Source organism: Bradyrhizobium sp. WBOS07, assembly GCF_024585165.1.
Classification (GTDB): Bacteria; Pseudomonadota; Alphaproteobacteria; order Rhizobiales; family Xanthobacteraceae; genus Bradyrhizobium; species Bradyrhizobium japonicum_B.
In genome coordinates this window covers 1,241,049-1,254,951 of sequence record NZ_CP029008.1, presented here as the reverse complement: position 1 = coordinate 1,254,951, position 13,903 = coordinate 1,241,049, and the positions used below count along the sequence as shown (strand labels likewise).

Annotated in this window: 13 protein-coding genes; 9 read left to right on the top strand and 4 right to left on the bottom strand. The window is 65.9% G+C overall.

Annotated elements, in window-relative coordinates:
• Positions 1 to 265: 265 nt before the first annotated feature.
• Positions 266 to 436 carry a hypothetical protein gene (locus DCM79_RS05855; protein ID WP_257179052.1) on the bottom strand — a complete coding sequence of 57 codons (171 nt, stop codon included), beginning with the start codon at positions 434 to 436 and terminating at the stop codon, positions 266 to 268.
• Between DCM79_RS05855 and DCM79_RS05850 the strand changes: the two genes are divergently transcribed.
• Entirely contained in the window at positions 435 to 1,598 is a 1,164-nt protein-coding gene (locus DCM79_RS05850; RefSeq protein WP_257179051.1) for a hypothetical protein, read from the top strand. The two genes, DCM79_RS05855 and DCM79_RS05850, sit on opposite strands and share 2 nt — an antisense overlap.
• Positions 1,599 to 1,633: 35 nt before the next feature.
• Positions 1,634 to 2,044, top strand: coding sequence for a hypothetical protein (locus DCM79_RS05845; RefSeq protein ID WP_257179050.1), 411 nt, complete (start codon positions 1,634 to 1,636; stop codon positions 2,042 to 2,044).
• A 4-nt stretch (positions 2,045 to 2,048) separates the two neighbouring features.
• Here DCM79_RS05845 and DCM79_RS05840 read toward each other — a convergent pair whose 3' ends face one another.
• Positions 2,049 to 2,207 (bottom strand): hypothetical protein, encoded by a 159-nt coding sequence (locus tag DCM79_RS05840; protein ID WP_257179049.1) that lies wholly within the window; start codon positions 2,205 to 2,207, stop codon positions 2,049 to 2,051.
• Between the two features lie 121 nt (positions 2,208 to 2,328).
• Here DCM79_RS05840 and DCM79_RS05835 point away from each other — a divergent pair, with 121 nt between their 5' ends.
• The 7 genes from DCM79_RS05835 to ptsN all read left to right on the top strand — a co-directional run bounded on the left by DCM79_RS05835 (position 2,329) and on the right by ptsN (position 9,058).
• Complete coding sequence (locus DCM79_RS05835) at positions 2,329 to 2,943, top strand: ribonuclease D (protein WP_257179048.1); 615 nt, start codon at positions 2,329 to 2,331, stop codon at positions 2,941 to 2,943.
• A 198-nt stretch (positions 2,944 to 3,141) separates the two neighbouring features.
• Entirely contained in the window at positions 3,142 to 3,870 is a 729-nt protein-coding gene (gene lptC, locus DCM79_RS05830) for an LPS export ABC transporter periplasmic protein LptC (protein WP_257179047.1), read from the top strand.
• Positions 3,867 to 4,595, top strand: coding sequence for an LptA/OstA family protein (locus tag DCM79_RS05825; protein WP_373568108.1), 729 nt, complete (start codon positions 3,867 to 3,869; stop codon positions 4,593 to 4,595). Before lptC ends, DCM79_RS05825 begins: the two co-directional genes overlap by 4 nt.
• A gap of 220 nt (positions 4,596 to 4,815) precedes the next feature.
• Complete coding sequence (gene lptB, locus DCM79_RS05820) at positions 4,816 to 5,832, top strand: LPS export ABC transporter ATP-binding protein (protein ID WP_257179045.1); 1,017 nt, start codon at positions 4,816 to 4,818, stop codon at positions 5,830 to 5,832.
• 90 nt (positions 5,833 to 5,922) lie between these two features.
• A complete protein-coding gene (gene rpoN, locus DCM79_RS05815; RefSeq protein WP_257179044.1) occupies positions 5,923 to 7,566 on the top strand; it encodes an RNA polymerase factor sigma-54 in 1,644 nt (547 codons plus the stop codon).
• A gap of 195 nt (positions 7,567 to 7,761) precedes the next feature.
• Positions 7,762 to 8,379, top strand: coding sequence for a ribosome hibernation-promoting factor, HPF/YfiA family (gene hpf / locus DCM79_RS05810; RefSeq protein ID WP_257179043.1), 618 nt, complete (start codon positions 7,762 to 7,764; stop codon positions 8,377 to 8,379).
• A gap of 217 nt (positions 8,380 to 8,596) precedes the next feature.
• On the top strand, positions 8,597 to 9,058 hold the full coding sequence (gene ptsN / locus DCM79_RS05805) for a PTS IIA-like nitrogen regulatory protein PtsN (protein WP_257179042.1): 462 nt from the start codon (positions 8,597 to 8,599) through the stop codon (positions 9,056 to 9,058).
• A 252-nt stretch (positions 9,059 to 9,310) separates the two neighbouring features.
• Here ptsN and DCM79_RS05800 read toward each other — a convergent pair whose 3' ends face one another.
• The gene (locus tag DCM79_RS05800; protein ID WP_257179041.1) at positions 9,311 to 12,931 is read right to left on the bottom strand and encodes a molybdopterin cofactor-binding domain-containing protein; all 3,621 of its coding nucleotides are present in this window, start codon (positions 12,929 to 12,931) and stop codon (positions 9,311 to 9,313) included.
• A complete protein-coding gene (locus tag DCM79_RS05795; protein WP_257179040.1) occupies positions 12,928 to 13,569 on the bottom strand; it encodes a TetR/AcrR family transcriptional regulator in 642 nt (213 codons plus the stop codon). The genes DCM79_RS05800 and DCM79_RS05795 overlap by 4 nt, the downstream gene beginning before the upstream one ends.
• Between the last annotated feature and the right edge of the window lie 334 nt (positions 13,570 to 13,903).

Genomic DNA, 13,903 nt, shown 5'->3' with positions numbered 1-13,903 from the left:
CGGTCGCAAGGTTGGAGGACGGGGTGGGGACCGACATGATGATTTCATCGCGCGCGCGAATCACTGCTTGTCTCGCGACGGCGCTGCTTGCCGTGATCGCGGCCTGCGCCGGAGCGCCGCAAGCCCGGGCCCAGTTCATCTGCGTGGATGGTGCCTTATCCGATCAAGGCGCCAGTGCGGCCGGCTCTGGAGGCAATTTTGCCTGCGGGCCCTCCGCCTCCGCTCCGGGTGCGGGCAGCAACAACTCCGCGATCGGGAGCGGCGCTTACGCTGACGGAAATGCCAGCAGCAATATTGCCGTCGGTTCCGCCAATGCCAGCGGCCACAGCAGCTCCAATACCGCGACGGGAAACAATGCCAACGCCAGCGGCAACAACAGCTTCAACAGCGCGACCGGAGCGGGAGCCATCGCCAGCGGTGAAGGCAGCAAAAACATGGCGTCCGGAAACAACGCGCAAGCCAGCGGCGACAACAGCAACAATATCGCGACCGGCGCCGGAGCCAATGCCAGCGGCAACAGCAGCGGCAATCTCGCGTCCGGGCTCACCGCCCTGGCCAACGGAGACAACAGCAGGAACGTTGCGACAGGGCGCAGTTCCAATGCCTCCGGCAACAACAGCAGAAATGTTGCGACCGGGTTTGTCGCCAGGGCTTACGGCGACGCCAGCTTCAACACCGCGACGGGGACCAACGCCAACGCCTACGGCAACGGTAGCGGCAACATCGCGACAGGCCCCAACTCCAACGCGACCGGCGACAACAGCTTCAATATCGCGACCGGCGTGAATACCAACGCGAGCGGGTCCGGAAGCAATAACGTTGCCACCGGCAACGCCGCCACCGCATCTGGCGCCAACAGCTCCAACGCGGCGGCCGGCTATCTGGCGAATGCCAACGGCGCCAATTCGGCGAATATCGCGAACGGCACGCAATCCAATGCTAGCGGGACCGGCAGCTTCAACATCGCCGTCGGAAACGGCGCCAATGCGAGTGGTAACGGTGTGGCAAACACCGCAATGGGCAACGGCGCCAACGCCACCGGCGCGAATTCGTCGGCCTTCGGCAATGGTGCATCGGCAACTTTCGGGAATTCCACCGCGATCGGCAATGGCGCCTCCGCGACGCGCGCGAACCAGCAGGTTTACGGGACGGCGAGCAATACCTACACGATGTCGGGCGTCACCTCGGCCGCGAGCACGGCCGCGCAGTCCGGGCCCGTGCAGCTCGTCACCACGGACGCTGCCGGCAATCTCGCATCCACCTCGCTCAGCGCGCTCGGGTTTGCGAGCCCCGCAGATATCGCTGGCATCAACAGCCAGCTCGCAGGCATCAACGCCCGCCTCAACGACCTCGACGGCAGGACCGGCAAGGCGGTCAACGGTGTCGCGATGGCCTTTGCGATGTCCGGCTCGCCCTGGCTGATGCCGTCCGAGAAGATCGCGATGAGCATGAACTGGGGGACGTTTCAGAATACCAATGCGCTCTCCATGAGTGCGGCGCTGCGCGTCAGCGAGCACGTGCAGGCCAGCGGCGGGCTGACCTATGGCACGAATGGCGGCGGATTGGGCGGCCGCGTCGGCATGCGCGTCGGCTGGTGAATGCAGCAGAGCCGTTGCATGCACAGGGCCGTTCCATGCGATTGATTACGCGAGCCGCGATTGCCCTGGCGCTGCTGTCCTGCGGCAGCGACAGGGCGATGGCGCAGCAGAAGACGCCTGAGCCGGCTCCGGCGCAGTCCTCGCTGCCTGTCACGCTGGAGAAGGCACTCTATCTGATCCGCTCGACGCTGCTCACGCTCAACGATGCCAACCGCACGGGCAATTACACGGTGCTGCGCGATCTCGCTGCGCCCGACTTCCAGGCGCGCAACACCGCCGCAGATCTCGCATTGAATTTTCTCGACCTGCGGCGCCGCAATTTCGATCTCTATGCGGCGGCATTGCTGGCGCCTCAGTTCAGCGATGCGCCCGCGCTCGATCAGCGCGGAATGCTGCGCCTCGCAGGTTACATTCCGACCCGCCGCAGCAGATCCAGTTCGATCTGACGTTTCAGGTCGTGGCCGGGCAGTGGCGCCTGTTCGCGATCGCGATCGCGACGCCGGAAGCTGCATCGGCACAGCCGCAAGCCCGGGCGACGCCCGGCAGGCCGGCCGTACCTGCGCAGAAGAAGGCGCCCTGAAGGGTTGCGCGGGCGTCGATCTGCATCATGTCGGCAACGACCTGACCGAACCGCGTGCTTGCGCGGCCCGCCGGCAATGGCTACACCGCCGGCAATCCGAATTAGCTATTGTGCCGACGCAACCGATTCGACCCGAGGTTTTGAAACGCCATGACCGTACGCCTGCACCGCGGCGACCTGCCCGACCTCACGCGCTACACCAATGCGGTGGCGATCGACACCGAGACCATGGGGCTGAATCCGCACCGTGACCGGCTCTGCGTGGTGCAGCTCTCGCCCGGCGACGGCAGCGCCGACGTGGTGCAGATCCCCAAGGGCCATACCGACGCGCCGAACCTGAAGGCCCTTCTGGCCAATCCCGCCATCACAAAAATCTTCCACTTCGCGCGGTTCGACGTCGCGGTGCTGTACCAGACCTTCGGCGTCATGACCGGGCCGATTTATTGCACCAAGATTGCCTCGCGCCTGACCCGGACCTACACCGACCGCCACGGCCTGAAGGACCTCGTCCGCGAGGTGCTCAATGTCGACCTCTCCAAGCAGCAGCAATCCAGCGACTGGGGTTCCGACAGCCTGACCGAGCCGCAGCTCGCCTACGCCGCCTCCGACGTGCTGCACCTGCACGCTTTGCGCGAGCGGCTGGATGCCATGCTGGTCCGGGAGGGCCGCGCGCAGCTCGCCAGGTCCTGTTTCGACTTCCTGCCGACCCGGGCCCTGCTCGACCTCCAGGGCTGGGCGGAAGAGGACATTTTCGCGCATTCCTGAGCCCTCGAACGCCGGGTAGACTCCGGTCTGCGCCCCGTTTCGGACACTTTCCTGCGGCCTGTCCAAGCCTGATACGTCAAGGCTTATGTGCCAAGGCTTACGTCCAAGGTTTACGTCCGCGGCTGCATCTTGCGGCGGCGACGGGTACAATGGGGGCGCCCTCGACCCGGCTTGGCGAGCGACACCTCAGGAGTTCAGGTGAATTCGGCCCACAATCCCACCTACGACGCCGCGCTCGCGGCGAAGTTTGCCAGCGCGGCGCGCCACAGCCGTCTGGTGCGGATTCTGCGGGTTGGGGTCCCCGCGACCGTGGTCGTGGCCATGGCCGTGATCATCTACATCGCGTTCTTCAACAAGTTCAGGATTCCGGAACTGCCGCTCACGGTCGAGAACATGGTGGTGTCGGGCACCAAGATCACGATGGAATCGCCGCATCTGTCCGGCTTCACGCCGGATCGGCGGCCCTACGAGCTCTGGGCCAAGACCGCGACGCAGGACATCACCGATCCCGACCATGTCGATCTCAACGACCTGCGCGCGAAAGTGCTGATGGAAGATCAATCCACCCTGTTGCTCGACGCCCGCACCGGGCGCTTCGACAACAAGCAGCAGCAGCTCGACCTGCACAAGGACATCTTCCTGCGCACCTCCACCGGCTATGAAGCGCGGCTGAACTCGGCCTTCGTGGACATGAACAAGGGCACGGTCTCCTCGGACGAGCGTGTCGACGTCAAGCTGACCAACGGCACGCTGAGCGCCGATCGCTTGCGAATTACAGAAGGCGGCGATGTCATCCGTTTCGAAGGCAATGTGGTGATGCATCTGGACAAGCTGGACGAGCCTGCCGCCGCACAGCCTGCGCCGGTCGAGCCTGCGCCGTCTGCAAAGACACGTACGCCTCAGAACAAGTCTGCCAACTCAAGATGATTTTCATGACCAGGATCTTCTCGCGCAGCGACCACAAGCGGTGCGCCATCATCGGCGCGGCTGCACTTGCAGCCGGCATCGCGCTGGTCGCGGGCAGCGCCGCCATCGCGCAGAGCACGATGCAGGGCGTGCCCAACGCGATGCAGGGCTTTTCGCAGAACCGCGACCAGCCGATCCAGATCGAGGCCGCCTCGCTCGAGATGCGCGACAAGAAGAAGGAGGCAACCTTCGCCGGCAACGTCAAGGTCGTCCAGGGCGACACCACCATGACCTCGAAGACGCTGGTGGTGTTCTACGAATCCGGCGGCGACAAGCCCGCCACGCCGCAGCCCGCACCCGCAAAAGGCGCCAAGTCCGCGCCGATGCAGTCGGCGCAGCCGGGTCCGGGCGGCAGCTCCTCGATCAAGCGGCTGGAGGCGCGCGGCAATGTCGTGGTCACCCAGAAGGACCAGGTGGTGACAGGCGATACCGCCGTGTTCGACACCAGGACCAATCTCATCACCATGCTCGGCGGCTCCGGTCAGGTGGTCCTGACGCAGTGCAAGAACGTGCTACGCGGCGACCGCTTGATGGTCGACATGACGACAGGCGTGTCGCGGGTGGAATCCGACAATGGCCGGGTTCAGGCCCTGCTGCCGCAGGGCGGCGGCAGCGATTGCGGCCAGGGGAGCAAGCCCGGCGGGGCGCCGCCTCTGCAATTGCCCGGTGCAAGTAAACCGAAATAATTCAACGGCTTGGTTCGGGGACGGCCGAACCGAGGTTGAAGCTTGGCCGGCGAGACTGTATCTAGCGCACAAGGCTTCGAGGCGGGGTCCACCGCTTTTCGGGCGTGTTTCACTGGGCATGAGACATCCCTTCACTCATGCTGCATCGGCGAATCGAAGGCCGTTGCGGCAGATCGCGCGAGTTCCGCGCAGGATCGTCGCGAAAGGCTGGAAGGCGGGGATGGTCGATCTCTTCAGCATGTTCCGTCGGCGCCCCGCCAAGCGCGGCCGGCCAGGATTTGCGCGGCAGGACATCACCGCGCTCGGTGACAGCGTCGGCGGGCTCGTGACCAGCCCGATCCGCGACGCGCCGCCGATCGCCCGTGACCAGGCGCGTGCGCCCGATCAGTTCCAGGCTGACTATCAGGGCGGCTACGAAGCCGACTATCAACCCGAGCCGCGTCCGCAGGCGGTTCACCCCGTCAGGGCTGCCGGCAGGTCCAATGGCGCCGGCGCGCCGCAGCTGCTGAAGCGGCCGGGTTTCCTGGCGGTGCATAGCGTGGAAAAGGCCTTCGGCAGCCGCCAGGTGGTGCGCGGCGTCAGCATCTATGTGCGCCGCGGCGAAGCGGTCGGCCTGCTCGGCCCGAACGGCGCCGGCAAGACCACCGTGTTCTACATGATCACCGGCCTGATCAAGGCCGATCGCGGCGCGATCGAGCTCGACGGTCACGACGTCACGAAACTGCCGATGTATCAGCGCGCGCGGCTCGGCATCGGCTATCTGCCGCAGGAAGCCTCGATCTTCCGCGGCCTCACCGTCGAGCAGAACATCCGCGCGGTGCTCGAAGTGGTCGAGCCCTCGCGCAAGAAGCGCGAGCAGCAGCTCGATTCCCTGCTCGACGAATTCAACATCACGCGGCTGCGCAAATCGCCGTCGATTGCGCTGTCGGGCGGCGAGCGCCGCCGCGTCGAGATCGCGCGGGCGCTGGCGACGCGGCCGAACTACATGCTGCTCGACGAGCCCTTCGCCGGCATCGACCCGATCGCCGTCGGCGACATCCAGGACCTCGTCCGCCATCTCACCAATCGCGGCATCGGCGTGCTCATCACCGACCACAATGTGCGCGAGACGCTCGGCCTCACCGATCGCGCCTATATCGTCTATGCCGGGGAAATCCTGACGGAGGGGAGCCCGGATGAGATCGTCGCCGATCCGGACGTGCGCCGCCTTTACCTTGGCGAGGAATTCCGCCTCTAGCCCGTTTTTGCATTTCGTCAAGTCATGTACATCGGGCCTGGACTAAGATAAGCAAAAATCGGACCAATTTTTGGGAACGGTTCTTGCTTCATGGCCCTCACGCAGAGATTAGAGTTCCGGCAATCGCAGTCGCTGGTGATGACGCCGCAGCTGATGCAGGCGATCAAGCTGCTGCAATTGTCCAATCTCGATCTCACGACCTTCGTGGAAGAGGAGCTGGAGCGGAACCCGCTGCTGGAACGGGCCAATGACGAGGCCCCCGCGGGCGAGACCCCCGGCGAGGCCAGCCAGTACGGCGGGGGCGAGGAGGCCGGCGGCCAGGGAGAAGGCCACGGCGAAGGTCTTGGTGACGACGGCTTTGGCGGCAGCGCGGACGGTTTCGAGCCGGGCCAGGACGAATGGATGAGCAAGGATCTCGGCACCCGCGCCGAGATCGAGCAGACCCTGGACACGGGCCTGGACAACGTCTTTTCCGAGGAGCCGGCCGAGGCGGCCGCCCGCAACGCCCAGGACGCCGCGCCGACCACCTACACCGAATGGGGCGGCGGCGCCTCCGGCGACGAGGATTACAATCTCGAAGCCTTCGTGGCCGCGGAGATGACGCTCTCGGACCATCTCGCCGAGCAGCTCTCGGTGGCCTTCACCGCGCCGGCGCAGCGCATGATCGGCCAGTACCTGATCGACCTCGTCGACGAGGCCGGCTATCTGCCGCCCGATCTCGGCCAGGCCGCCGAGCGCCTCGGCGCATCGCAAGCCGACGTCGAGGCCGTCCTCGCCGTGCTGCAGAAATTCGATCCGCCCGGCATCTGCGCGCGGAGCTTAAGCGAATGCCTCGCGATCCAGCTCCGCGAGCTCGACCGCTACGACCCCGCGATGCAGGCTCTCGTCGAGCATCTCGATCTGCTCGCCAAGCGCGACATCGTGGCCTTGCGCAAGATCTGCGGCGTCGACGACGAGGACATCGCCGACATGATCGGCGAGATCCGCCGCCTCAATCCCAAGCCCGGCATGAAGTTCGGCTCGGCGCGCATGCAGACCATGGTGCCCGACGTCTATGTCCGCCCGGGTCCCGACGGCGGCTGGCATGTCGAGCTCAACAGCGACACCTTGCCGCGCGTGCTGGTCAACCAGACCTATTATTCCGAGCTGTCGAAGAAGATCGGCAAGGACGGCGACAAGTCCTATTTCACCGACGCACTGCAGAACGCGACCTGGCTGGTGCGCGCGCTCGACCAGCGCGCCCGCACCATCCTGAAAGTTGCAACCGAGATCGTGCGCCAGCAGGACGGCTTCTTCACCCATGGTGTAGCGCATCTGCGGCCACTCAATCTGAAGGCCGTCGCCGACGCCATCCAGATGCATGAATCCACGGTGTCGCGCGTCACCGCCAACAAGTACATGGCGACCAATCGCGGCACGTTCGAGCTGAAATATTTCTTCACGGCCTCGATCGCCTCGGCCGACGGCGGCGAGGCGCATTCCGCCGAAGCGGTGCGCCATCACATCAAGCAGCTGATCGATTCGGAAGAGCCCAGCGCGATCCTGTCGGACGACACCATCGTGGAACGCTTGCGCGCCTCGGGCATTGATATTGCCCGCCGCACGGTCGCGAAGTACCGCGAAGCCATGCGCATTCCTTCCTCGGTGCAACGCCGCCGCGACAAGCAGAGCGCCCTTGGTAACGTCCTCTCCACCGCCTTGTCCGATCGCTCGCGCAACCCCGAACCGGCCTGATTGCGCTGGCGCGAAATCGCGCTACTCTCGGCTTCCCTTTGCAACCGATCCAGGCACGCGCATGATCCGGAAAAGTGCACGGCGGCTTCCTCTCCCGACCAACGCGGAAAGTGTTCGTGGGGAGATCATGCGCAGGGAACGACTTCGGCTGCGATGACGTCGTCGCAGCCGAGGAGCAAACCAAGCGAGGCATCCATGACCCTTCGGATTTCGGGCAAGAGCATCAGCGTCGGGGAGGCCCTGCGCGGCCGCGTTGCCGATCGCACCGACGAGGTGCTGCGCAAATATTTCGACGGTAATTATTCCGGCCACATCACGCTCAGCAAGGACGGCTTCGGCTTCCGCACCGATTGCGCCCTGCATCTCGATTCCGGCATCACGCTGGAGGCCGATTCGAACGCGCCGGATGCCTATGCCAGCGCCGACCAGGCGCTGCTGATGATCGAGAAGCGGCTGCGCCGCTACAAGAACCGGCTCAAGGACCGCTCCGCCCGCAAGGCCCATGTCGCCTCCGAAGCCATGGCTGCGCTCGACGCGACGGCTTACGTGCTCGAGGCGCCCGGAGAGGACGAAGAGGAAGTCACCGGCTACAGCCCCGTGATCATTGCGGAGCAAACCACGTCGTTGAAACAGCTCTCGGTCAGCGAGGCGGTCATGGAACTCGACCTCAGCGGCGCACCTTGCCTGGTATTCCAGCATGGCTCCTCGGGCCGGGTGAACATCATTTACCGCCGGGCGGACGGCAATGTCGGCTGGATTGATCCACCGGGGGCCAAGGTGGACGGCAAGGTCGACGGCAAGCCGGGGGGTTAGGCCAGGGCGGACGTCCGTACGATTCCGGACCTTAATAATGACCGCGGCAAAGCCGCACGCGGGAGTTGGCACCGGGATTGCGTTGGAGTAGAAGCCCCCCACATCTGGATCGGGCTAAGTCCGCCTCCTGCTTCATGTTATTGACGCCGGCCCGGCTTGGTCTATCAAGCGGGGCCAAATCGGAACCTGACGGTTTAATTCACCTCGGAAAGCCTCCATGCCGATTACCGATCTGGTCGCACCCGAGGCGATTCTCCCGGTATTGAAGGTCAACAGCAAGAAGCAGGCCTTGCAGGAGCTCGCGGCCAAGGCCGCCGAGCTGACCGGGCAGAACGAGCGCTCGGTGTTCGAGGTGCTGCTGCAGCGTGAGAAGCTCGGCACCACCGCGGTCGGCTATGGCGTCGCCATCCCCCACGGCAAGCTGCCCAAGCTCGAAAAGATCTTTGGCCTGTTCGCGCGGCTCGACCGCCCGATCGATTTCGAGGCCATGGACGGCCAGCCGGTCGATCTGGTCTTCCTGCTGCTCGCGCCCGAAGGCGCCGGCGCCGATCACCTCAAGGCGCTCGCGCGCATCGCCCGCCTGCTCCGCGACCAGGACATCGCCAAGAAGCTCCGCGCCTCGCGCGATGCCCAGGCGATCTATTCGGTGCTGGCCCTGCCGCCGGCGACCGCGGCGTAGAGTCGACTCCACCGCCTCACACCGTGACGATCGAGACTCTCTGTTGAGGCGTTGAACTCTCAGCGTCGTCATGCACGGGCAAGCCCGGGCATGACGACGAACTTTTCGAAGCCGCTCACAACGAAAACGGGCACGCCTTCCTGCGAAGTCATGCCCGATCGAATTGCTTCCTGCGAAGCGCGTGCTCAGCGCACGCTTATCGCTCATTGCTACAGGCCTTGGCTGCCGCGGCTTCGCGGCGTGCGCGACCGGCTAATCCGAAAGCCGCTCCAGCACGTCGCGCACCAGCCCTTGCAGAAGATCGAGCTTGTAGGCCGTCATCGGCAGTGGCTTGGCACCCGAGCTCGCCGCTTTCGCCGCTTCTGCGATCGATGCCGCATCGACTATCCTGCCGCTGAGCTGGGCTTCCACCGCGGTGAGGCGAAGCGGCACGGGTGCGACGCCGCCAGCAGCGAGACGCACGAGCTGGAACTTGCCGCCTGCGATCACGACGCGGGCGCAGAGCTCCACCAGCGGCCATTCCGCATGGGTCCGGCTGATCGCCCGCCTGTAGGACGCGCGCTCGCCCCCGAGCGGGGCAGGAAGCGCAATGCTCTCGATCATCTCGCCGGCCGCGAGTGTATGATCGGCGTGCGAGACCGAGCCGTCGCCGAGCAGGCCGGCAATCGTCAATCCGCTGCGCCGGTCCGTGGTGGTGATGGTCGCATCATAGGCGAGCAGAGCCGCCGCCATGGTCGAGGGATGCGGCGCGACGCAGTCGCCGAGATCGAAGGCAACACCATAGAGATGATTGCCGGACCGGGCAGGGCAGGTGCTGCCGCCCTTCTTCAGGCAATCGATGTCGGCCCGGCGGAAATACCAGCAGCGTGAACGCTGCGCGAGATTGCCGCCGAGCGTCGCAACGTGGCGCACCTGTGGCGTTGCAAGGCCTTGCGCGCTCGCCGCAACACCGGGATAGGCAGCGGCGATGCGCGCATCCGTCGCGATCATGGCGATGGTGGTCAGCGCGCCGATCCGGGCAGCTCCGTCGGCGTCCCAGGTGATGGTCTTGTCGCCGGTGGCCGTGATATCGATCGGCATTCCCTGCGACACCCCGCTGCGGCGACGTTCGCTGAAGTCGGTACCTCCGGCGCGGAATTCAGGCGCGGGCTTTCCAGTAGGGTTGGCGGTCATGACGGCGACACTCATGCTGCATCCCTCCCTTTTCAGCGCGGCCACCAGACGATCGGGCCGGAACGGAATTTCGGTCAGTCTGACGCCGATCGCGTCGCGGATGGCGTTGGCGATCGCGGGCGAGGTCGGAACGGTGGCGACTTCGCCGATGCCGACGCTGCCGCCCGGCACGTGCTCGAAACCGGCCTCGTCGAAATGCACCTCCAGTTTCGGCATGTCGCCAATCCCCGGAATGCGGTAGTCCTCCATGCTGCCGCTCAGGATGTGGCCGCTCGAGGGATCGGTCTCCCGCGTCTCATAGAGCGCGTAGCCGATGCCCTGGATCACCGCGCCCGCGGCCTGGCTTCGCGCCAGCATCGGCGCGGCGAGCTTGCCGATCGCGAGGCCCGTATAGGCGTTGAGCACGCGCACATGGCCGAGCCAGGTGTCGACCTCGACTTCCATCACCTGCACCGAGCTCGGCACGCCGGCGCCGACCACCATGTGGTTCATCAGACGCAGCACCCAACCGAACACCCGGCCCATGATGCCCGCCTCGTGCAGCGCGGGCCTGACGCCGGGCCGCGGTTTGCCGTCCTCCTGGCGTCTCGCCGACACGGTGATATCGGGGGAAGCCGCGATCATCTCGCGCCACGGCGCGTTCGAGCCGGGAGCAGGTGTGCGAGACGCGGTGCGCGTGATTTCCGCTTTCAGCTTGTCGATGGCGAGCAAGGTTGGCGGCACCACCGAGGCGGTGACGCGGCTGCCGCCGGAGCCCGGCCCGGGTGGCAGGTTGGAGCGGCCGATGCGAACGTCCACATCCTGCGGCTCGAGATCGAACGCCTTCGCGACGGTGTTGGCGATCACGCTGCGGGTGCCCGTGCCGATATCCTGCACCGCGCAGCTTGCGACGATGCGGCCGCCCTTGATCGCGAGTTCGACCGAGGAGCCGGTCTGCCAGAGATAGAGCCAGTAGCCGGTGGCGACGCCGACGCCGCGCCGGTAGCGGCCGGTCTGCGCGGCGGCCGGCTTGCGGTTCTTCCAGACCTCGAGGCCCGCAGCCCAGTCGTACAATCGCTGACGGTTGGGATCGGGGTCCCAGAGCTTGCGCAGGGCAATCGGATCGATCTTCATGCGCAGCGCCGCTTCGTCGACCGCCTGCTCCAGCGCAAACGACATCGGCGGACCGCCGGGGCCGCGGAATGGCGCGCCGGGCGGCAAATTGCTGAGCACGTCGAAGTCGACGAGCTCCTTTGCTTCGGCTGGATAGATCAGCCGCGCGAGGCCGGCGATCAGCGAGTTCACGGCCGCGCCAGTGTCGGCATGGGCGGTGAGCGACAGCGCCTTGAGACGGCCTTCCGCCGAAGGCAGCAAGGACAGCTTCAGCTCGGCGGCCGGACGATAGCCTGTGACGGAAAGCTCCTCTTCGCGGTCGAAGGCGACACGCACCGGCGCCTTCGCGGCGCGCGCAAGCTCGATCGCGGCGATGGTCTCCAGGCCAACGCTGCCCTTGGAGCCGAACCCGCCGCCGACATGATCGGCGATCACACGTACCTTGTCGTGCGAAAGGCCGTATCGCTTGGCGATCTTCTCCATGCTCTCGTGAATGGCCTGGGTCGAGATGTGCATAATGAGCTGATCGCCATCGAACCTGGCCACGGCGGCATGTGGTTCGAGGCTGGCGTGCTGTTGCGTCGAGACGCGGAAGGTCTCCTCGACCAGCAGCGGATTGCGTTGCTGGCGCGCCTCATCAAGCCAGCTCTTGGCCTGCTTGGCCTTTTGCGAGAACGGCGCCGAAGGCCCGCGCACATTGCCCTTCCACGACACCGGAGCGCCGCCGGCGCCCTCGGACACGTTGCCGGCACGCTTGCGGTCCTTCTTTTCGAACACGACCGGCGCATCGTCGCGCCGCGCTGCATCGAGCCCGATCACCGCGGGCAAGGGCTCGGCCTTGAAGCTGATCGCGGCGATGGCCTTCAGTGCGATGCGGCGATCCCTGGCCGCGACGGCTGCGATCGGCGCGCCGACGAAGCGGACCATGTTGTCGTCGTCGAGCAGCGGAACGACCGCGGCGACACCGGCAATGGCGCGCGCCGGTGCCAGGTCGAGCCCGGTGATCCTCGCATGCGCGACGTGCGTGCGAAGGATCACGCCTTCGAGCTGGCCGTCATGGTGGATGTCCACCGTGTAGCGGGCGAGGCCCGTCACCTTGTCGCGGGCTTCCAGCCGCGGCGCGATGGGCTCGCTGCCGTCGAAGCGGCCCGCGCATGCTTCGGCGACGGCGCGAAAGATGCCTTCATAGGCGCCGCAGCGGCAGAGATGTCCCGATAGCGCGGCGGCGATCTCCTCGCGCGAGGGGGTCGCCGCGCCCTTGGTCGCGCGCCAGTCGTCATGGAAGGCGGTGGCTTCGACGACAAAGCCGGGCGTGCAGAAGCCGCATTGCAGGGCGTCGTGCGCCATGAACGCCTTCTGCACTGGATGCAATCCGGCTGCTCCGATGCCCTCGATGGTCGTCAGCGATTTACCGGCGGCCGCCTGCGCCGGCAACAGGCAGCTCACGACGGGCGTGCCGTCGAGCAGCACGGTGCAGGCGCCGCAGACGCCGGAGCCGCAGACGAGTTTGGTGCCGGTGAGGCCGCGGTCGCGGATCACGTCGATCAAGAGCGCATCCGGATCGTCGGGCAGCGCCAGAGGCCGTCCATTGATGGTCGTGGTGGTCATGTTCGAACTCCCGTTTTGCGGTGGGACTTCTTTGCGGACGGCGCCATCGCGCCGGCGATCAGCATGCGCAGCATGGTCTCGAGCTGTTTCAGGAACGCGTCGACCGGCTGCATGGAAGGGAAAGCGGATTTGGTGCCGTGGATCGCCATCTCGACGCAGCGCGCGAGCTCGCGCACGCTGACGCCGCTTTCGAGCTTGAGCTTTCGCTTGCGGCACACCCGCGCGATCGTGGTCGCGATCTCCTCGGTGAAACGGCTGGAATAGCTCTGGTAGAGGTCGCGCGCCTGCGCGAGGTGCTCGGAAAACAGCTCCTCGGTGTGGGGCGAGTCCTTGAGCGAAGCGAGCAGCGACTGCATTCGCGCGCCGATCTCGGCGACCAGGATGTCGGCAAGATCGAGGCCCGCGTCTTCCGCCGCCTTCGCCGCCGCGATTTCGGCGGCGAGCCCCTGCGCGTAGATCCGCTCGAGCACGGCGCGAAACAGCGCCTCCTTGGAGGCGAAATGATGATAGAGCGCCTGCCGCGTCAGTCCGGCTTCCTCCGCCGCCTGCTCGATCGAGGAGCGGCGGAAGCCGTGGCGCCGGAACACGCGCAAGGCGGCGTCGAGAATCCGGTCCTGGGGAGGGGCCTTGGCCTGCATTTTGTCAGATTTGACAAGTTCGAATGAACTGTCAAATCACGGATTGATGAGGGTCTCGTGCGCGCATGAGCCAAGAGCCGCCCGACGCGCAGAGGAATCGCACGAGAGGTTTTCGCGCGGCCATCCTTCGAGACGCCCGCTTGAGGCGGGCTCCTCAGGATGAGGTCGGAGTGTGCGGCAGCAGTCTCGACGGGCACTGATGCTGATTAGCCTCATCGCCGTCTCGAAGGACGAGGCGTGCGCGCAGACCGCCGTCACAAGTCATATGCGATAGCCCCGCACGCGGGCGGGACATCGCCGAATTCCCGTTGGCTGGCGGTGGCGACGGGAAAAC